This window comes from Nosocomiicoccus massiliensis (assembly GCF_002871345.2).
Classification (GTDB): domain Bacteria; phylum Bacillota; class Bacilli; order Staphylococcales; family Salinicoccaceae; genus Nosocomiicoccus; species Nosocomiicoccus ampullae_A.
This window is the reverse complement of the sequence record NZ_CP136964.1, coordinates 54,227-73,486: the sequence shown is the minus strand read 5'-3', so window position 1 is coordinate 73,486 and position 19,260 is coordinate 54,227. Positions and strand designations below refer to the sequence as shown.

Below are 19,260 nucleotides of genomic sequence, written 5' to 3'. Positions count from 1 at the left end.
TCCGTTAAAGATACCCTCGTTAATTTAACAAGATGAAAAACCGAGCTGCTGTTTAACAGCTTTTCATCTTAAAAAATAGTGGCGGCAAGATCGTTTTCGGTTTAATTTAACGCAAATGCTGTTAGCGTTAAAAGAGTTCGTGTTAGTTTAACGCAAAACGCTTAATTGTCAACGTAACGAGATGGTCGTTTACAGAAATCGAAGTTATGTTAAATTATTTAAAATCTTTTTACGCAAATCCCTTTTGTGTAAACACCCTACCTATTTCGTGTACAATTACGCTCTCAACCAACCCAACCACCACGCCACAAGATGAAAAAAGACGAACTCTGAATTATAGTTCGTCTTATCTAAAGAAACTCATGATATATATGACGATCATCGCGACAAATATCGCTGGGATCATGTTTCCGACACGTGTTTTTGTGATGTTCATCATGTTTAAACCGATCGCAAAGATAATGACTCCTCCAGTTGCGCTGACTTGTTTTGTCATCGTTTTTAATACGTCTTCTGGTATGAAGTGCGCAAATCCTTTTGCGCCGAGTGTAATGAGTCCTTCATATAAAAATGTAGGAATACCAGCAATGATGACACCGAGTCCGTATGTCGTTGTCATAACGAGTGCGATAAAGAAATCCATAAATGATTTCGTATATAAGACTGTATTGTCACCGCGCATCCCTGCGTCGAGTGACCCGACGATTGACATCGCTCCGATTATAAATATCATCGTTCCAGAGACGAGTCCTTGCGAGATGTTTCCTGCGTTTTTATCGCCTAGCTTAAATTCGAGCCAATGTCCGATACCGTTTAGTTTATCTTCTAATTTTAAATACTCACCGATTGTCACCCCGACGATTAAACTCAACAGCGTAACAATGACGTCTGTTGAAGCAGAAATCATCTGAATTCCGAGCGCAATAATAACGAGTCCTTGTGCTTTTAAAATTGAATCTTTCACATGTTCGGGGATAAAAGTAAATATTAACCCGAGTGAACCACCGATAATAATGGCGAGCCCGTTGACGAGTGCACCAAGTAATATCATACTTTCATCTCCTAACTTCTGTCGTTTGAATAAATCGCGATTATTGGTAGATTCGTTACAACCGTCGCAACGTCACTTGCAAATTCATTAGATACTGTTAACGTACTTCCAATAGACGTAATGACTTCTCCATCATACTTAAATCCGACTAATTTTAAAACTGTGTCGTTAAAAATTGGTATAAAAGAAATGTACTTATATCCGAGATTTTGTAGTTCACGACTACCTTCAACTTTAAATATAATATTTAAATCATTGATCAGCCTGACGTCGACGTCTTTAAATTTCTCGTTTAAAAGTAGTTGAATATTCATTAACTCATGATCAATACGGTCACCTAATGCACCGTATACGTCGATTTTTTTGTAACCTTTATCGACAAGATCAAATAACGCAAGCTCGCTATCCGTATAATCCTTTTCACTATTGACTGCATGGATTTTAAGTTTTGATTCAATGAAGTCGCGTTCTTCGTCGTTCACAGAATCGTAATCACCGTAACAAAATTTCGGTGTAATACCAAGTTTAAGTAACTGATACACTCCGCGGTCGACCCCGACATAATCTCCAGAAATTTTTGGAACGCTCACTTCTCTCATCACTACGTTAGCTTTCATATATTAACCTCTAAGTTTATCAATCGTCTCTTTTGTATTATCTGCTTTAAATAAGTACGATCCACTCACGAGTAAATCTGCACCCGCTTCACGGCACACGCGTGCGGTTTCATCGTTCACTCCGCCGTCTACTTCAATTAAATAGTCATAATTTTCCCTCGTACGAATAGAATCGAGTTCTGCAATCTTTTTAACACCAGATTCGATAAACGACTGCCCACCAAATCCTGGATTCACTGTCATGACGAGAACGAAGTCTACGATGTCTAACAGATACTCAACATCTTTCACTGGCGTTTGTGGGTTTAAAACGATGCCTGCTTTCATGTTGTTGTTTTGGATATGCGTGATTAAGCGATGTGCGTGCGGCGTTGCTTCAATATGAAACGATAAATAATCAACACCCATATCACGAAACTCTTCGACGAACTGCTCTGGATCTTCTGTCATTAAGTGAACGTCTAGTGGAATATTCGTTTTTTTACTAATCGCTTCACAAACAGGAATACCGTATGAAATATTCGGCACAAATTGTCCATCCATAATATCTAAATGGAAAATATCCGCACCTGCTTCTTCCATTCTCTTCATTTCACTTTCTAAATTTAAAAAATCACTCGCTAATAATGATGGTAATACTTTAACCATTAATATCTCTCCTTGTAATTCGTCATTTCTTCGTATATTTGTAAGTAACTGTTGTAGCGACTTTCTTTTATATCACCATTATTCACAGCATCTTTTACGGCGCATTTCGGTTCGTTAATATGGACGCACCCTCTAAATTTACAGTCGTCTAAATAGTCATTAAACTCTTTAAAATAAAAACGTAAGTCTTCTTTATCGATATGTGTAAAATCAATCGTAGAAAATCCTGGAGTGTCTGCGATTTGACCGTTGTTTTTATCGATCAGTTCAACATGACGTGTCGTATGTTTTCCGCGATTTAGCTTTTCACTAATTTCATTTGTTTCTAAGTTTAAGTTTGGAAGTAACGTATTTAATAACGTACTTTTCCCGACACCCGTTTGTCCAGCAAGGACCGATAACTTATCTGGGAATATATCTTTTAATGATTCATTTACCGTGTCTTTTTCTGTAAAGTACACGTCATACATATCATATGTTTCTTTTATTTTTTTGATTAATTCTTCATCGTCATTTAAATCGTTTTTAGTAACGATTAAAATTGGCGTAATATGATTAGATTCACTATATGCTAAAAATCGGTCTGTTAAATAAAAACTAAAGTCCGGATTTTTTATGCTCACTGTAATGAGTAGTTGATCGACGTTAGCAACTTGCGGACGGACTAAACTATTTTTACGTGGATGTATATGAGTAATCGTTCCTTCTTTTACGTTGTCCGCTTCAAAATCGACAATATCTCCAACTAACGGACTCTCTTTACGTTTACGGAATATTCCACGCGCTCTTGTTTGATATACTATGCCGTCACTTTTAACGTAATAAAAACCGGCAAGCGCTTTTACAATTTTACCTGTTTGCATAATGCCTCCTAAAATTTTCATCTAAATAAATTATAACAAACGTTTATATTTAAGAAACATAAAAAATCCCTCTAAACATTTTTGTTTAGAGGGAAATATATTAGAAACGATCCACTTTTTCTCTAACGTTGTTGATGACCATACCGCTGTTGATGTAACCAGGGATACTGTTTAAGTCGATTGTTAAGTCTTGCTCTGGAACGTCCCAAGTGATTTCGTTTGCGAAGTATTTCATAGTTTCTTCCATGATGATGATTGTGATCCACTCACCTGCACAACGGTGGTTAGTCCAGTAGTCTCCGCCACCTTGTGGAATCATATCAAATGGTGATCCGTCCCAGTCTTTAAAGCGCTCTGGAATGAATTTGTTTGGTTGATTCCATAACTCTTCACTGTGTAGTGTACCGTATACGTCGATAACGAGACGTTGGTCTTTAGGAATCGTTACACCTTTATGTTCCACTTCTACTTTCGTTTTACCAGGTAAGAATGGAACGAATGGGTAGAATCTTCTTACTTCTTGAGCGAACATGTACGGATAATCTTCTACCGTGCTCATTTTACGAATTGCTTCTGGGTGTTCGTAAAGTGCAAGTACACCGTATGATACGAAACGGTTAATTGCAATTAATGGACGGAACGTGTTCATGAGGTCGATACCTGCAAGACGTGAATCCATTTGATTACCTTCATAGTCTCTCCAGTGTGCTAACTCATATAATGATGAGCCTTTTGGAGGATTAATTTCACCGTTACGTGTTTTAATGATTTGATCTTCTAACCAGTCTTCAACACGTTTACGCGCATCTTTAGATGATTTGTAACCTTTGAACGCATTACCGAGACCTTTGAATGAGTCGATCATGATATCCATGTCTTCTGCGATTCTTTCGATTTCTTCTTCTGGAGCAGTTACTCCCGCCCAGCGCATACCAATACGTGTTAATAGAACGATAGATTCGTGGTAAACGTTAACGTCTCCCATCGCTTCCATACGCGCTGTGTTAGCTTTCCAGTAGTTACGTGTTAATTTACGTACATACTCTAAGTTTCCTTCAGTCATTAATGACATGAATAGCGCTTTTCTGTCGATATGTTGTTTACCAGTTGTCGTGTGGATCGCACCTTTACCGAATAAAGTGTTTACAACACGCTTAGGTAAACCACCTTCACGTTCGATTTTGTCGTTATCGTAGAATAGTTCTGCCCCTTCTTTTCCACTTAAAACGACGTAGCTTTTACCACCGAGTGCACGTGTTTCAAACACTTCTGCACCTAGGCGTTCTCTTTGATTTGTAGTATAAAGGTAGCCTTGTTTAAATACTTTTAACGTATTATCTAGACCTTTATCTCTTTTAATTTTCGCCATTGTTTTCATCCTCCAAATTGAAGTCTTCCTTTTTATTATAAATAACATTTTTGATAAACGCCAATATTTCAATAAATTTATTTAATCATTTTTGATTTTTTCTTCTAACACTTTTTTACCATCGACTTCGATACGATAACCACCGGATTCACCTTCTTCTAGGACGAGGTTAATCGTGTACGGTGTGTCTTCAAAGATCACAAACTCTTCCTCGACGTCATCGATGCTTCGTGTTTTATCTTCGATATAGACTTTTACTTTTTTCGTTTTTTCTTTCTTGTCTTTATCTTTAGAAGTATCTTCTCCAAATGGAATCGTCACTTTAAATTGATATTCTTTTGCTTCTTTTGGCGCTTTACCTTTAGACACTGTTAAATTAATCGGAGAACCTGGTAAAAACGCACCGTAACTTGGATCTTGAGAGACTACGATACCTGCATCGTACTCGTCGCTATGAATTTCATTTACACTATTTATAATAAATCCGTTTCCTTCAAGGACTTGCCTTGCTTCCTCGAACGGTCTTCCGACGAAGTTCTCTATTTCTATCGGTTCAGGACCTTGAGATACCGTTAACGTAATCGATTCTTCTTTTGGAATAATTTTTGTGCCTGGTTTTATCGATTGTTCGATAACTTTATTTTTATCGATTTCACTTGAATATTCCTCTTCGATATTAACAGAATTAAATCCGAGTTCTTCTAATTTCTTTTTAACGTCATCGATTGATTTTTTCGTAAAGTCTTCCATTTCATATGGTGGTTCACCGTCAGACACATTTAAGTCGATCGTGTCTCCTTCTTTTAAGATAGCACCGGATTTTGGAGACGTATTAATGACGTGATCTTTTTCAATCTTTTCGTTATGTTCACGTGTAATATCACCGATCACGAGGCCTGCTTCTTCGAATTTTTGAACTGCTTCGTCAACATGCATACCTTGAACGTTTTCTACAGTGACTTCTTTCGGTGTCGATTTTAAGAATAATGCACCTAGTGCACTACCACCGATTAAAAGCAGTAATAGTATTACGATAATCGGCCATATACGACGTTTCTTTTTAGTCTCTTCTTTTGGTGGTTCTGTCTGTTCTGGCTTTTTGTTCTTAGGTTTTACCGGAACTGGTGCAACAGGTGCTACTTTCACTTTGTCCTTATCGACTTTTTTAGGTTCATTATTCGCTTTATACGCATGTGTCATATTTTTGTAGTCAAGTAAATCACGAATTACTTCTGACGCGTCACTATAACGGTCGTTCGGTTCCTTTTCGGTACACTTATAGACGATGTTTTTAAGTCCTAGTGGTACACCTTCACGCTTATCGTCGATGTTTGGCATTGGTGACTGTATATGTTGAAGCGCTACGGATACTTGAGTTTCAGCTTGGAACGGTAATTCTCCCGTAATCATTTCGTATAACATGATTCCAAAGCTGTAAAGGTCCGCACGTTCATCCGCATGCTTTCCTTTTGCTTGTTCTGGTGCAATGTACTGAACAGAACCCATCACTTGGTTCGTTTCAGTAAGTCTTGTTTCAGATAAAGCTTTCGCGATACCAAAGTCCGTAATTTCTAACTGACCATCTTCATCGATTAAAATATTTTGCGGCTTAATATCTCTATGGATAATTCCACGGTTATGCGCGTGTTCGATACCACGAAGCGTCATAAGTGACAGTTCTACGATTTTATCATATGGTAGCGGCTTATTTTCATCGATATATTGTTTTAAGTTCGGACCTTTAATGTATTCCGTGACAAGTACGTGGTATTCACTCGTATCATCGACGTCGATCACTGTAACGATGTTTGGGTGGTTTAATCGTGTTGTGTTTTGTACTTCACGCTGGAAGCGTTGCATCATCTTTTCTTTGTTATACGGATCTGATTTTATCAATTTTACGACGACTTCACGGTCTAATATAATATCATCGGCCAAATAAACTGAACTCATCCCACCGCCTAAATATTTTTTAAGGCGATAACGATCTGAAATGATGTTTCCTTCCATTACTATTCACCCGCCTTTAAGTCGACGACGATAACGCTGATGTTATCTTTCGAGTCATTTTTTTCAGCTTTAGCTACAATTTCATCTGCTTTACTTTCGTTTTCATACACAATTTTATGAATCGTTTCATCGTCCACGACATCTGTCACGCCGTCACTCGTTAAAACGATATAATCATACAGATGATTTTTTAAACGGAATAAATCCGGCTGAATGAGTCTTGTTGTACCGAGTGCTTTCGTTACGATATTTTTTTGAGGATGAGATTTTGCTTCTTCTTTTGTAATTTCACCTGAACTGACGAGCATATTAACAAACGTATGGTCGTTCGTGATTTGGCGTATTTCTAACTTTTTAAGTGCATACGCTCTAGAATCTCCGACGTTAAATACGTAAATCATTTCATCTAAAAACGCTGCTAGAACGAGAGTTGTTCCCATATTTTTAGACTCCGTATTTTCGTTTGAATAGTCATATAACTCGCGGTTCGTTTGAATAATTAAATCTCTTAAAAAATCTTTGCCGTCGTCTGGTTTAAAGTAGTTCGTCTCTTCGAACGCTTCTTTAATTTTAGAAGCGACAAATTTTGAAGCGACTTCACCATGCTCATGGCCACCCATACCGTCGGCAATTAACGCGATTTTTTGACCGGTTTTATTTTGAAATACGTAGGTCGTATCTTCGTTTAAATTACGGTAACTCCCACAAATACTTTTCTCATAAAATTTCATAGCTGTCCTCCCTCACAGTTTCTTAAATTTAGCGATAAAGAAACCGTCTGTATTCAGTTCATGGGGGAGAATTTGACGCATGTTTCCTTTAAATTTAAACGGTGGAATTTCAAATTCGTCAAATTCTATATCCGTCGACTGTTTTTTAAACGTATATGCGACGTTTTCATTTTCCATTTGATGCAGTGTACATGTCGAATAAACGAGTGTACCGCCACGTTTTAAATACTGTTTGACGTGATTTAAAATCGATAGTTGAATGTCAACAAGTGTGTTGATATCTTCTTCACGGACGTTGTACTTAATTTCAGGTTTACGTTTTAAAACGCCGAGCCCTGAACACGGTGCATCTACGATTATTTTATCGTACATCGTATCATAATCGTCTTTCGTTGCATCTTTTAGCATTACATTTAAATTCGTATGTTTTAAACGTTTGCTTTCATTTTTGATTAATGTCAGTTTATGATCAAATACGTCTGAAAAATCGACGTGTCCATTCATATTTTCTAGTGCGTGGAATCCTTTCCCGCCAGGCGCACTACATGCATCGAGTATCACTTCTTTTCCAGTTGGATCTAATGCATAATTGACACACATCGAACTCGCATCTTGAATACCAAATAATCCATCTTTATAGGCTTTCGTTTCCGTTAGCCCTCCACCATAAACGATGACTGCATTTTCATGAATAGAGCTTTTCTTAGCAGTCACTCCTTCGTCTTGTAGCTGTTTAATTAGTGCCTCACGCGTCGTTTGTTTCTTGTTTACGCGGACGTACATGTTTGGTCTCTCAAGTAGACTTTTTGCGATATTTTCTGTGTTTTCGACTGAATGATGTTTTAATAGATGTTTGACGATCCACTTCGGTAGTGAGTACTCGATTGATAGCCTCGTCGCGTCGTTCTTAATATCGCTGATTTTTGGTTTTTCTTCACGTAAGAAACTACGTAAAATACCGTTAATTTGACGTGAACTCTGTAGTCCACCACGCTCTTTAGCAATTTCAACCGCTTCATTGATCACTGCGTAACTCGGTATTTTATCGAGATATTCTAATTGATATAGACTGATGACGAGTAAATCGCGTTGCCAACGTTTTAGTTTCGTTTGTATGAGTGGGCGTAAATAATATTCGAGCGTTAATTTCCTCGAAATCGAACCGTACAAAATCTCTGTGAGTAACGCACGGTCTTTTTGTGATAATTCGTTTTCCTCGATGATTCGATTTAAAACGATATTTGAATACCCACCGTCATGAATGACGTTTGAATACGCATCGAGTGCTAATTCTCTTACTGTCATACGTCTTCACCGAGCACGTCGCCAATTAAATCACTATTATTACGAATATATTGACTTGCGTTTATACGTTTCCCGCCTGCAGGTTGTACTTCTGTAATTTCTAAGTCAAAATCAATTGTCGCAACTAAAAATCCGTCTTTCGTTTCTTTTATAATCGTCCCTGGCTTTTCTGTCGACTGTTTTTCTGTCAATTTCGATAAATATAACTTCAGTCGTTTACCATTTAAGAATGTATAACTCCCTGGGAACGGGTTTAAACCCCGGATATGGTTAAACACTTCTCTAGACGGACGGTCGAACGTAACGAACTCATCTTCTTTTTCGATGTTTGGACTAAACGTTTTTAATGCGTCGTCTTGAGGCGTACGTGAATTTGTTTCGTTCAAAATATTTGGTAACTCATTTATCAGTAATTCCGTACCGATTTCACTTAAACGGTCGTGAAGCGTACCGACTGTGTCACTATCTCCGATGACTGTTTCTTGCTGCGCGATGATGTCTCCCGCGTCTAACGCTTTTGCCATATACATTAATGTGACGCCAGTTTTTTCATCGCCTTCAATTATCGAACGGTGAATCGGTGCGCCCCCTCTATGTCTAGGTAGGAGTGACGCGTGAACGTTAACACACCCGAGTTTTGGTATGTTTAACACGTCTTCACTTAACAGCTGACCGTATGCGGCTGTAACAATAATATCTGGGTCGTATGATTTTATTTTTTCAATCGATGAAGTACTACCGATAGCCTCCGGTTGGAATACTTCTATGCCAAGCGTTGCCGCTTCTTTTGCGACTGCAGGAGGCGTTAAAATTTGTTTTCTGCCGACCTTTTTATCGGGCTGAGATACGACGAGATCAACTTCGAACGTCTCGTGTAGCGCTCTTAAAATGGGAACAGAGAAATCTGGCGTTCCCATAAAAATTATATTTGCCATAGTTTCACCTACATAATATATTCTGGATCAACATCGATTCTTAACGATGTTTGTGTCTTTTGATATTCCTTACTATACTTATTATCCAGTTCATGGAGTACTTTAAACAGTTCTGGCTCACTTTTATATTTTAATATTATTTGGAACCTATATTTGTTTTGGATTCTCTCGATTGGAGATGGACTCGGTCCAATTAAAATCGAACGATTCGACACGTCTTTTTGAATGACTGTATGAATGTCACTCGCTGCTTTAATGACGCGGTCTTGATACTCGCTTGAAATTGTAAATAATACGTGGAAGTAATACGGGCTATACCGTGCGAGTTTTCGATATTCCATTTCTCTTAAGTAAAACGAACGATAGTCATTTTCTTTTGCGAATTGGATCGCGTAATGATCTTCGTTATACGTTTGGAATATCACTTCTCCTTCAACGTCTCCGCGTCCTGCGCGCCCGGATACTTGAGTGAGGAGTTGAAACGTACGTTCATTTGCTCTAAAATCCGGTAGATTTAAAATCGTATCTGCATTTAACACTCCGACGAGTGTGACGTTTTTAAAATCTAACCCTTTCGCAATCATCTGTGTGCCGAGTAGTATCGGAATATTTTCTTTTTCGAACGTGCTTAATAGCTTTTCGTGTGCACCTTTGTTACGCGTCGTGTCGATATCCATTCGTACGACGTCGACGTTATACGTATCGCGCAATATTTCTTCTATCTTTTGTGTTCCTGTCCCGCGAAGACTTAAATCGTGTTCACCACACGCTCCGCATTTTGTTGGCATCGGCTCTTCGTATGCACAGTAATGACACATCAGTGAATTGTTAGATTTATGATACGTTAAGCTGATGTCACAGTTTGGGCACATCGGAACGTGACCACAGTTTTGACAGACTAAAAAGTTCGCATATCCTCTTCGATTGAGTAAAAGTATCATTTGTTCATCTTTACTTATTCGGTCTCGAATTTTCATGTCGAGTTTACGTGAAATGATTGACGTGTTGCCGTCTTCTCGCTCTTTAACCATACTGACGATTTCTGGAGTTGGAACGGTTTGTTCCGTCGGTCTTTCTGTAAGTTCAAGTCTCTGATACACGCCGACTTCACTTCGGGCGTATGACTCGATACTCGGTGTTGCAGAGCCAAGTATTAACGGACAGTTATAATACTCCGCGCGCCACTTAGCAACGAGTCGTGCGTGATAATACGGGCGTTCGTTTTGTTTATAAGTCGACTCGTGTTCTTCATCGATAATAATACACCCGACGTTTTGAAATGCCGCAAACACGTTACTTCGTGCGCCAATAGAAATTCGAGCACGCCCTTCACGTATTTTACGCCACTCATCATATCGTTCACCGTGACTTAACATCGAGTGAATCACTGCAACGTCGTCACCAAATCTCGATTTAAAACGCTGCACCATTTGTGGAGTAAGTGCAATTTCTGGGACCATCATAATCGCATTTTCACCACGATTTAATACTTCCTCAATCACTTGTAAATATACTTCTGTCTTTCCGCTGCCAGTGATTCCGTGTAGTAAAAATGTTTCGTGTGTATCGTCATCAATCGATTTTTTAATCTTGTCAAACGCGTGTTGTTGTTCAGGCGTGAGTATCTTTTTTTCATCTTGATAAAATACTCGCCCTTCATATGGATCGCGCTCGACTAATATATCGATTTTTTTACAAAAGCCGTTATCGACGAGTGCGTTAATGACTCCTATAGAGTATCCTTCTTCTTCGATTTGTTCATACGTTAACGGACCACTTTCTTCGACGAGTTCGAGTAACTCGATTTGTTTCACTGCTCGACTCGATGGTTTTATATCTAAATAGTTTGACTCAATCCCTCGACGTGTCTTCTTTTTCGTATGCTGAGAAAATTCTTTTTCTTCGATAATTTCTTTAGAGTTAATAAACGGCATTAATTGTTTTAAGTCGTTCATATCGAGCAGTTTAACGTCGATTTTTTCATCGTCAAACTTTTTAAATGTTTCTCTAGCAATTGTGGACGCGTCATCACTTAGTTTTAATACAGATCTCGATTTCATTTTTAACGCTGCAGGGAGTATTGCTTCAATGACTTTTATATGTCGTTCGACGTAATAATCTGCGAGCTTTTTACTTAAATGAATAAGTTCTTTCGTAAGGACTGGGTAGACGTCCATAACTTTTTGAATCGGTTTAATTTTAGAAGGGTCTAAGTCGGTATCATTTTTAACCTCGACGACAAATCCTTGAATCATTCTCGGTCCAAATGAAACGAATACTCTAGATCCTGGTTGTATTTTATCTTCTAAGTGTTCAGGAATTTTATACGTAAAGAGACGATCGACGTTCTTATTGCTAATCGCGACGATGACTGATGCGTACATTATAGGTCCACTCGCTTTACGATTTCGTCGACGATTTTGTCTGCGATTTCTTGTTTCGTCCCGTAGTTTAACTGTGTTTTATCACCCGTTTTAAAGAACATCGTAATCTCGTTAAAGTCACTATTCATACCGATTGACGAGTTCGATACGTCGTTTAAACAAATCGCGTCAATTTGCTTTTTCTTTAGTTTTTTTAGCGCATTTTCTTCGACGTTATCCGTCTCAGCAGCAAATCCGACGACGTATATATCGTCCGTATTGTGCCCGACATATTTTAAAATATCTGTCGTTTCTTTTAACTCAATAGCGTCAAGTGCATCTGTCTCTTTTTTAAGCTTTTTTGTCGCTACGTGTTTTGGTGTGTAATCAGATACTGCTGCAGAAAATATACCGATATCGTTGTCTAAATTATTTTTGACCGCTTCAAACATTTCTTCTGTCGATTCAACTCGAATGACATTGACACCGCTCGGCGGGTCAATACTGACTGGCCCACTCACGATTGTTACAGTCGCACCTCGATTTTTAAACGCTTCAGCGATACTGTAACCCATCTTTCCACTCGAATAGTTCGTTAAATATCTAACGCTATCTATTCTCTCTCTTGTCGGACCTGCTGTTACTAATACGCGTTTTCCTTTTAAATCTTCATTTAAAGATAAAATACGATTCATCTCCGCGATGACCGTTTCAATACTCGCTAGTCTACCGTCGGCATTATATCCACATGCTAAAAAGCCAGTTTCGCTATCGACAAAATGATAACCGTCTTTTTTTAAGATGTCGATATTACGTCGCGTCGCCGGATGATTTAACATATTAACGTTCATTGCCGGCATAATCATGACGGGTTTCGTATTTGCCGCGAGGACGTTCGTTAACATATTGTCGTATATCCCGTTTGCGAGTTTACCGATCGTATTTGCCGTTGCGGGTAACACTAAAATAATGTCTGCCCATTCACCAAGTTTAATATGCGCAATTTCAGCTGGATTTTCTTCTTTAAATGTATCCGTATATACGTGATTTCGACCAATCGCTTGAAATGCGAGTGGTGAGACGAATTGTAACGTATTTTCTGTTAAAACAACTTTAACGTTATGACCGAGTTGCGTGAGTTTGCTCGTTGCATCAATTGCTTTATAACTCGCGATTCCACCAGTTACTCCGAGTAAAATATTTGCCATAAGATCACCTCTAATAGTAAAGAAAAGCTGACAACATACATTGTCAGCTTCACATTAGTCCTTACGTGTTACGTGTTTATCTGCGATTTCTTCGAGTGCCATACCGACAGTCTTTTTAGACCTATATCCTGTGTCTCCACCGAACACCGCATATTCAGGATGGTCTTGTAATTCTCTTGCACGTTTTGCCGCCATAATGACGATCATATATTTTGAATTTTCGTTTTCTTTTAATTCATGAAGTGACGGGTATAACATTACTCCTCTACCTCCAACAGTAATTTTCTTAAATGTCTTTCTACTTTTGAGCGTCTTAAATGATTTGCTTCTACAATGCATCGAATTTTTCGTTTTGCTTCTTCGATAGAATCATTGACGACAACAAAGTCATATAAATTCATAAGTGTTAATTCTCTTTTTGCTTCGCTAATACGGTGTTCGATAATCTCGTTAGAGTCTGTGCCACGACCGACAAGACGAGACTCTAACTGTTCGATTGACGGTGGTGCTAAAAAGATAAATAGCGCTTCAGGGAATTTGTCGCGCACTTGTTTTGCACCTTCAACCTCGATTTCTAAAAACACATCGTGGCCTTGTTCCATCGTTTGATGAACAAAATCAACAGGTGTACCGTAATAATTTCCAACATATTCCGCGTATTCAATAAATTTATCTTGTTCAATGAGTTGCTCAAATTCTTCACGCGATTTAAAGAAGTAGTCGACACCGTCAACTTCCCCTTCACGTTTATCACGTGTCGTCATTGAAATTGAGTATTTAAAATTCGTTTCTTCATCTTCAAACAATGCTTTACGCACTGTCCCTTTTCCGACCCCAGAAGGCCCAGATAGAACAATCAGCAATCCTTTATCGTTTGTCATTCGCAGTAAACCTTTCATTAAAGTGATTACTCTTAACTTTACCATAATTATGAGATAATTTCACTATAAGTTAGACGGTGTTATAATAGATAAAGTAAATTTTACTGAAAGATAGGAGTGCAATGATCATGGCACTTGACGGAAATTTTATACATGAACTCATGAACGAATTTTCACCACTAAGAGGTGGACGTATTAATAAAATTCATCAAATCGATCCGTATACAATTATATTAAAAATACGTGCAGAACGTAAAACACAAACACTTTTAGTGAGTTGCCACCCAAGTTTAGCACGTATTCATTTTACAAATGAATCTTACGAAACACCGTTTGAACCGCCGATGTTTTTACGCATGTTACGTCGTGATTTAGAGTCTGGAATTATTAGAGATATTAAGCAAATCGGTAATGACCGCCGCATTCATATGAGGGTTACGAATCGCGACGAAATCGGTGACGAAATCGAACGAGAGCTCATCATTGAAATTATGGGTAGACACTCGAACATCATTTTAACGGATGAACATAAACAAATCATTTTTGCGATGAAGCACATATCGCTCTCTGAAAACGAGCGCCCGATTCAACCAGGGATACAGTACGAGGCACCGCCAACGAAAAAGAAGTTAAATCCTAGAACTGAAGAAATTAACGACTTACCAAAATATATTGACTTTAACGGTGGGAAACTGAATCGACAAATTTTAAATAACGTCGAAGGTGTGAGTTTACAATTTATTGAAGAAGCTGAGCACCGTGTAAAGTTCTGGAACATCAAAAATATCGTGAGTGGTATTGAAGAGACACTGAGTGCTTTATCTTTAAATCCGACATTGTACATCGGTAATAGAGATGCGTTTTACTATAGTGAACTCGAGACTTTAAATCATCAATATGATGAAAAAATCCACTTCGATACGCTCTCAGAATTACTCGATGAATTTTATCATTCAAGATATATTAAACAAAATATAAAACGACAAGCGAATGATTACTTGTATGTCATCGAGCAAAATTATGACAAAACAAAGCGTAAAATCGAAAAGTTAAATGAAGATATCGAAGAGTCTCACCGTAAAGAGGACTATCAAAAGTACGGTGAATTGCTGACGGCATACATGCACGAGTTAAAACCGTATAGCGAGGAAGCGAAAGTCTTCGATTACTATGAAAATAAAAAAATTACGATTCCGCTAAAAGTGCACTTATCACCTGCGGATAATGCACAAAGATATTATCACTTATACAATAAGATGAAAAACCGAGAAATTGAAGCGGAAAAGCAACTCGAAATTGCGAAGATGGATTTAAATTATCTCGAGACGTTACTACATCAAATGGAGAGTATTTCAACTACCGAAGAGGTCGAAGATATCCGTGAGGAACTGATGTCAGAAGGAATCATCAAAGAGAAGAAGCGCAGAAAGCGTAAGAAGAAGCATGCGGTTCATCTTAATAAATATAAAACGTCAAACGGTTTAACGGTCCTCGTCGGTAAAAATAATACGCAAAATGATTATTTAACAAACCGTCATGCGAGTAAAAACCATCTGTGGTTCCACGTCAAAGATATGCCAGGAAGTCACGTCGTCATTATGCATGTTGCCGACGAGATCACTGAAGACGATATAATGGAAGCTGCGAAAATCGCTGCGTATCACTCAAAAGGAAAAGAATCACAATCAGTCCCAGTCGATTACACAGAAATCCGACATGTCAAAAACATCCCAGGCACAAAACCCGGGTTCGTCACGTACACCGATCAAAAAACAGTGTACGTCACACCGGTAGAACGAGAAATCCGTCTAATGGAAGACTCGGAGTAGATGATTATCTGTCTGAGTGGAGGATCGGGTGCTTTATCGTCTGTGCGTTTGTGATTGTGCAGTTTGCGTCGGTGAGATTGGATGTTCACCGATGATTCAGTGATTTGCGTCGGTGAGATTGGATTTTCGCCGACAATTCGGATTATCGTCGGCGAATGGATTTTTTCACCGTCGCAGAACGGACTTTCGTCGGAGAATTTTTTATTCACCGACGGGAAAGACAGTATCGTCGGCGAAAAACCCGAAACTCAAAATTTCACCGACGATTCGACCGTTACCGTCGGCGAACTGAATTTTCGCCGACGATTTCCTTATTAGCGACGGTGAACTTTTCATTTCACCGACGATTCAGCTTATCGACGGCGAGTCCGGTCTTTCACCGACGATTCCCGCATCCAAACGTACGAAATCACATCAACCACCCATCAATACGCACCAAAACACACCAAACAAAAGAAGAACTCGGCATCGCCGAGTTCTTTCATTTTATAAATTATCTCTAAAGTTTTTAACGACTTCGATGTCCGCTTCACTGAGTCTGTTTGTTTCTTCGCATAGTTCAAGCATTTCATCGATTGTGCTTAAACTTGCGTATTCTAATCCAGCTGCTTCAAAGTTTTCTTTTAGTACGTCTAGTTCATAACTAAATACACTCATCACGGATATGACTTCAGCGCCTGCTTCTTTTAAAGCGTCTGCTGCTTTTAGGCTAGAACCACCTGTTGAGAATAGGTCTTCAATCAAGATCACTTTTTTACCTTCGACGTCGCCGCCTTCGATTTGTTTTCCTGCACCGTGCTTTTTCTTTTCACCGCGCACGTACACCATCGGTAAGTCGAGGCCTGCTGCTAAAAATGCTGCGTGCGGAATGCCAGCTGTTGCTGTACCGGCGATAACTTCAACGTCGCTATAGTTTTCTTTAATCTTTTCAATGAATAACGTAATAAGTTCTTTTCTCTCTTTCGGGAATCCTATCGTTTTACGGTTATCACAATAGATTGGAGATTTAATGCCACTTGCCCATGTAAATGGATCGTTCGGTTGAATTTTAACCGCTTCGATATCTAATAAAATTTCTGATACACGTTTACTCATTATTTCCCCTCCCACATTGCTTTGATTTTATGATAACTTTCAACTGGATTATCTGACTGAGTAATCGGGCGGCCTACTACGATATAGTTTGAACCGAGTCGTCTCGCTTCGTCTGGTGTTACGATACGTACTTGGTCGTCTGTTTGACTCTCTTTTAGACGAATCCCCGGTGTAATTGTTAAAAAGTCTGGACCAATTTTTTCGTGTAGCATTTGACTTTCTAATGGAGATGAAACAACTCCATCTAAACCAGCGTCGTATGTGAGTTGTGCTAAGTTTAGCACTGAATCTCTTAACGATAATTTTGACTGAAGTTCGTGTTCAACCATATGTTCGTTCGTACTCGTTAACTCAGTAACCGCAATACAAATTCCGTCTGGATTATATTCTTTAAAGCTTTCGTTTGCACGTCTCATCATTTCACTTCCACCGCGTGCATGTACGTTTACCATCTGTACGTCTAAACGTCCAAGTCCTGCCATCGTACGTGACACAGTGTTCGGGATATCATGAAGTTTTAAATCTAAAAACAAATCATGTCCCATCGCGCGAATTTCTTTAATGACGTTATGCCCTTCAAGCATATATAATTCCATTCCAACTTTAACGTATAGTTTTTCATCGAATTGTTTTAAGAAGTTTTCGACCTCTTCATAACGATTAAAGTCAAGTGCAATAATTGGTGTATTCATTGTATCCTCCTAGAGCGTTCTCCCTTTTAAGTCGTGTATATGTTTAATGTTGTGTTCTTTTAAGTATGCTTCAAGTCCGTCTATTAATTTCGGACAAGTCATCGGATCTGTGAAGTTTGCTGTACCAACTGCGACCGCATCTGCTCCGACTGAAATATAGTCGATGACGTCTTGCACGTCCGTGACGCCACCCATCGCGATGACCGGCATATCTGGTAATGCTTTTTTCACTTGGTATACCATGTTTAACGCAACCGGTTTAATTGCTGGGCCAGATAAACCACCCGTAATATTACTAATAATCGGTTGGCCATTATTATCAAGTCTCATACCGACGAGTGTGTTAATCATCGTAAGACCATCACATACATCTTTAACTGCCATCGCCATATCGACGATTGACGTGACGTTTGGTGAAAGTTTAACGTATACCGGCACTTCTGACACTTCGTATACTGCTTTAGTTAAGTTATACGCCATCTCAGGGTTCGTACCGAACTGGATTCCACCTGCTTTAACGTTTGGACAACTAATGTTTAACTCTAAAGCATGCACGTTTTTCGCTTTTGAAATACGTTTTGCAACTTCCACATAGTCTTCGATTGTCGTTCCAGCTACGTTAGCGATTAACGGAACATCGAACTGTTCTAAATATTTAAGCTCATGTTCTAATACGTGATCTAAGCCTGGATTTTGTAGTCCAATCGCATTTAACATGCCTGAATCTGTTTCAGCTACTCTCGGTGTTGGATTCCCTTTACGTGGTTCAACTGTTGTCGCTTTAATCATAATCGCGCCGAGTTTAGAAAGGTCATAAAACTGACTGTACTCTTCGCCAAAACTAAAGCAACCAGAAGCTGGCATAATCGGATTTTTTAAAGAGAGACCTGGTAATTCTACGTTTAAACTCATAAAATGATCTCTCCTTTTTTAAATACTGGACCGTCGACACATAGTTTTACTTGTGTCCCGTCTTCTTTATCAGCAACACATGCGTAACATGCACCAAATCCACATCCCATACGCTCTTCTAATGAAATGTATCCATCCATATCTAACGTGTCACTTAACACTTTTAACATCACTTTTGGTCCACAAGAATAAAATTTATCGAACTTTGTATCTAACGTGTCGATGACGTCTGTGACAAAACCTTTTGTTCCGTAGCTACCATCGACTGTTGCGATATATGTGTCTCCGTAACGGCTAAATTCTTCTTCATAAAAGACTTCACGTTTAGAACTAAAGCCTAATACGTGTGTCGTTTTTACGTCGCGTTTATGTAATTGCTTTGTTAACTCAAGTAGTGGTGGTACACCAATACCTCCACCGACGATTAATACGTGATTCGCCTCTTCTACTGGGAAACCATTTCCAAGAGGTGCTAACACATCTACGTTGTCTCCAGCTTTTAATTTCGATAATTCTGTAGTCCCTTTTCCACCAGCACGATATACAATTGTAAAAGTCTCATTGACAGCATCAACGTCCGATATAGATATCGGACGTCTCAGCATAAACGCCGAAGTCTCGTTTACACGAATATGTGCAAACTGACCTGGCGTTTTCATTTTACTTGTAATCGGGCCATGGATCACCATTTTGTATATGTTATGTGCAATTTCTTCTTGAGATTTTACACTGAGTAAGTGATTCATGTCGA

19 protein-coding genes are annotated in these 19,260 nt (G+C 38.8%); 2 read left to right on the top strand and 17 right to left on the bottom strand.

What is annotated here, in order from left to right; translation table 11 throughout:
- Nucleotides 1-346 precede the first annotated feature (346 nt).
- The 13 genes from CJ229_RS00395 to gmk form a co-directional block, all read right to left on the bottom strand.
- Nucleotides 347-1,051, bottom strand: a complete 705-nt coding sequence (locus CJ229_RS00395; protein ID WP_102167269.1) for a DUF554 domain-containing protein — start codon at nucleotides 1,049-1,051, stop codon at nucleotides 347-349.
- Nucleotides 1,052-1,062: 11 nt separating this feature from the next.
- Complete coding sequence (locus CJ229_RS00390; protein WP_102167268.1) at nucleotides 1,063-1,668, bottom strand: thiamine diphosphokinase; 606 nt, start codon at nucleotides 1,666-1,668, stop codon at nucleotides 1,063-1,065.
- 3 nt (nucleotides 1,669-1,671) lie between these two features.
- Nucleotides 1,672-2,316 (bottom strand): ribulose-phosphate 3-epimerase, encoded by a 645-nt coding sequence (gene rpe, locus CJ229_RS00385; protein ID WP_102167267.1) that lies wholly within the window; start codon nucleotides 2,314-2,316, stop codon nucleotides 1,672-1,674.
- Nucleotides 2,316-3,179 (bottom strand): ribosome small subunit-dependent GTPase A, encoded by an 864-nt coding sequence (rsgA, locus tag CJ229_RS00380; protein ID WP_102167266.1) that lies wholly within the window; start codon nucleotides 3,177-3,179, stop codon nucleotides 2,316-2,318. The genes rpe and rsgA overlap by 1 nt, the downstream gene beginning before the upstream one ends.
- Nucleotides 3,180-3,279: 100 nt before the next feature.
- Nucleotides 3,280-4,548 carry a cytochrome P450 gene (locus tag CJ229_RS00375; protein ID WP_102167265.1) on the bottom strand — a complete coding sequence of 423 codons (1,269 nt, stop codon included), beginning with the start codon at nucleotides 4,546-4,548 and terminating at the stop codon, nucleotides 3,280-3,282.
- Between the two features lie 81 nt (nucleotides 4,549-4,629).
- The gene (pknB, locus tag CJ229_RS00370) at nucleotides 4,630-6,558 is read right to left on the bottom strand and encodes a Stk1 family PASTA domain-containing Ser/Thr kinase (protein WP_102167264.1); all 1,929 of its coding nucleotides are present in this window, start codon (nucleotides 6,556-6,558) and stop codon (nucleotides 4,630-4,632) included.
- Between the two features lie 2 nt (nucleotides 6,559-6,560).
- Nucleotides 6,561-7,289 (bottom strand): Stp1/IreP family PP2C-type Ser/Thr phosphatase, encoded by a 729-nt coding sequence (locus CJ229_RS00365; RefSeq protein WP_070622448.1) that lies wholly within the window; start codon nucleotides 7,287-7,289, stop codon nucleotides 6,561-6,563.
- Between the two features lie 12 nt (nucleotides 7,290-7,301).
- On the bottom strand, nucleotides 7,302-8,594 hold the full coding sequence (rsmB, locus tag CJ229_RS00360) for a 16S rRNA (cytosine(967)-C(5))-methyltransferase RsmB (RefSeq protein ID WP_102167263.1): 1,293 nt from the start codon (nucleotides 8,592-8,594) through the stop codon (nucleotides 7,302-7,304).
- Nucleotides 8,591-9,529, bottom strand: coding sequence for a methionyl-tRNA formyltransferase (gene fmt, locus CJ229_RS00355; protein ID WP_102167262.1), 939 nt, complete (start codon nucleotides 9,527-9,529; stop codon nucleotides 8,591-8,593). The genes rsmB and fmt overlap by 4 nt, the downstream gene beginning before the upstream one ends.
- A gap of 8 nt (nucleotides 9,530-9,537) precedes the next feature.
- Complete coding sequence (gene priA, locus CJ229_RS00350; RefSeq protein ID WP_102167261.1) at nucleotides 9,538-11,913, bottom strand: primosomal protein N'; 2,376 nt, start codon at nucleotides 11,911-11,913, stop codon at nucleotides 9,538-9,540.
- Nucleotides 11,913-13,100 (bottom strand): bifunctional phosphopantothenoylcysteine decarboxylase/phosphopantothenate--cysteine ligase CoaBC, encoded by a 1,188-nt coding sequence (gene coaBC, locus CJ229_RS00345; protein WP_102167260.1) that lies wholly within the window; start codon nucleotides 13,098-13,100, stop codon nucleotides 11,913-11,915. Before coaBC ends, priA begins: the two co-directional genes overlap by 1 nt.
- A 54-nt stretch (nucleotides 13,101-13,154) precedes the next feature.
- Nucleotides 13,155-13,358, bottom strand: a complete 204-nt coding sequence (rpoZ, locus tag CJ229_RS00340; RefSeq protein WP_068128850.1) for a DNA-directed RNA polymerase subunit omega — start codon at nucleotides 13,356-13,358, stop codon at nucleotides 13,155-13,157.
- Complete coding sequence (gene gmk, locus CJ229_RS00335; RefSeq protein ID WP_070622464.1) at nucleotides 13,358-13,981, bottom strand: guanylate kinase; 624 nt, start codon at nucleotides 13,979-13,981, stop codon at nucleotides 13,358-13,360. The genes rpoZ and gmk overlap by 1 nt, the downstream gene beginning before the upstream one ends.
- A 128-nt stretch (nucleotides 13,982-14,109) precedes the next feature.
- Between gmk and CJ229_RS00330 the strand changes: the two genes are divergently transcribed.
- Together CJ229_RS00330 and CJ229_RS00325 are read left to right on the top strand one after the other, a co-directional pair.
- On the top strand, nucleotides 14,110-15,810 hold the full coding sequence (locus CJ229_RS00330) for an Rqc2 family fibronectin-binding protein (RefSeq protein ID WP_102167259.1): 1,701 nt from the start codon (nucleotides 14,110-14,112) through the stop codon (nucleotides 15,808-15,810).
- Between the two features lie 81 nt (nucleotides 15,811-15,891).
- The gene (locus CJ229_RS00325; RefSeq protein WP_102167258.1) at nucleotides 15,892-16,128 is read left to right on the top strand and encodes a hypothetical protein; all 237 of its coding nucleotides are present in this window, start codon (nucleotides 15,892-15,894) and stop codon (nucleotides 16,126-16,128) included.
- A gap of 168 nt (nucleotides 16,129-16,296) precedes the next feature.
- On the opposite strand, the gene pyrE is transcribed toward CJ229_RS00325, so the two are convergent.
- Genes pyrE through CJ229_RS00305 form a run of 4 tightly spaced genes read right to left on the bottom strand, consistent with a single transcriptional unit; the run spans nucleotide 16,297 to nucleotide 19,255 of the window.
- Nucleotides 16,297-16,905 (bottom strand): orotate phosphoribosyltransferase, encoded by a 609-nt coding sequence (gene pyrE / locus CJ229_RS00320; RefSeq protein WP_070622442.1) that lies wholly within the window; start codon nucleotides 16,903-16,905, stop codon nucleotides 16,297-16,299.
- Nucleotides 16,905-17,597 (bottom strand): orotidine-5'-phosphate decarboxylase, encoded by a 693-nt coding sequence (gene pyrF, locus CJ229_RS00315; protein ID WP_070457614.1) that lies wholly within the window; start codon nucleotides 17,595-17,597, stop codon nucleotides 16,905-16,907. Before pyrF ends, pyrE begins: the two co-directional genes overlap by 1 nt.
- A 9-nt stretch (nucleotides 17,598-17,606) precedes the next feature.
- Nucleotides 17,607-18,509 carry a dihydroorotate dehydrogenase gene (locus tag CJ229_RS00310; protein WP_068128860.1) on the bottom strand — a complete coding sequence of 301 codons (903 nt, stop codon included), beginning with the start codon at nucleotides 18,507-18,509 and terminating at the stop codon, nucleotides 17,607-17,609.
- Nucleotides 18,506-19,255 (bottom strand): dihydroorotate dehydrogenase electron transfer subunit, encoded by a 750-nt coding sequence (locus CJ229_RS00305; protein ID WP_070622441.1) that lies wholly within the window; start codon nucleotides 19,253-19,255, stop codon nucleotides 18,506-18,508. The genes CJ229_RS00310 and CJ229_RS00305 overlap by 4 nt, the downstream gene beginning before the upstream one ends.
- Between the last annotated feature and the right edge of the window lie 5 nt (nucleotides 19,256-19,260).